Origin of the sequence: Natrinema sp. H-ect4 (assembly GCF_041894845.1) — an archaeon.
Taxonomy (GTDB): domain Archaea; phylum Halobacteriota; class Halobacteria; order Halobacteriales; family Natrialbaceae; genus Natrinema.
The window spans coordinates 1-697 of sequence record NZ_JBHDYC010000052.1 but is presented as its reverse complement, the minus strand read 5'-3'; the positions used below and the strand labels follow the sequence as shown (position 1 = coordinate 697).

Sequence of the window (697 nt, the reverse complement as noted above, 5' to 3'; positions counted from 1 at the left end):
GGCGGTGTTCAGATTAGGATTGAAGGATGAGGCGTAGCGTTTTCTGAGTGTCCATGTCGGAAAACGCTAGCCTCAACGGTTGTATCGACCGGATCGAGTTAGGTTTTGTGGAGCGAGAGGCAACACCGAGACTGTTGATGAAGCTCGGTATTCAGCTCCATCTTGCGGGACTATCTCTTTCGAATACCGTTTCTATTCTTGAGGTATTTGGTGTTGAACGGGCACGGTCAACTGTTCACAACTGGGTTCACAAAGCCGACTTACAGCCCACGGATGGACGAAGTCCGGATCACGTTGCGGTCGACGAGACAGTGATCCAACTCGGTGATGAGCGATATTGGCTGTACGCCGCAGTCGATCCTGAGACAAATGATTTGCTCCACACAAAGCTTGAACCAGTGAGAACAAACGTCTTCGCTCACACGTTCTTCGCTGAGTTACGTGAGAAACACGACGTCGATGACGCCGTGTTTCTCGTCGATGGAGCAACACCGCTTCAAGACGCTTGCTCTCGACACGGCCTCGATTTCAGATACGAACGCCACGGAAATCGGAACAGTGTCGAACGTGTCTTTCGAGAGGTAAAACGACGAACTATCTCATTCTCAAACTGTTTTAGCAACGCCAAAGCAGAAACTGCCGATGAGTGGTTGAGATCATTCGCCTTCGCATGGAACCAGCTTATCTGAACACTACC

At 50.4% G+C, this 697-nt stretch carries 1 protein-coding gene; it reads left to right on the top strand.

The annotated features are described in order from the left end of the window. Nucleotides 1-53 precede the first annotated feature (53 nt). On the top strand, nucleotides 54-689 hold the full coding sequence (locus tag ACEWFR_RS23755; RefSeq protein ID WP_374063346.1) for an IS6 family transposase: 636 nt from the start codon (nucleotides 54-56) through the stop codon (nucleotides 687-689). Nucleotides 690-697 lie beyond the last annotated feature (8 nt).

Bases quoted from the DNA above. Each gene is read 5' to 3' on its own strand.
- ACEWFR_RS23755 (WP_374063346.1), top strand. From the start codon at position 54: ATGTCGGAAAACGCTAGCCTCAACGGTTGTATCGACCGGATCGAGTTA.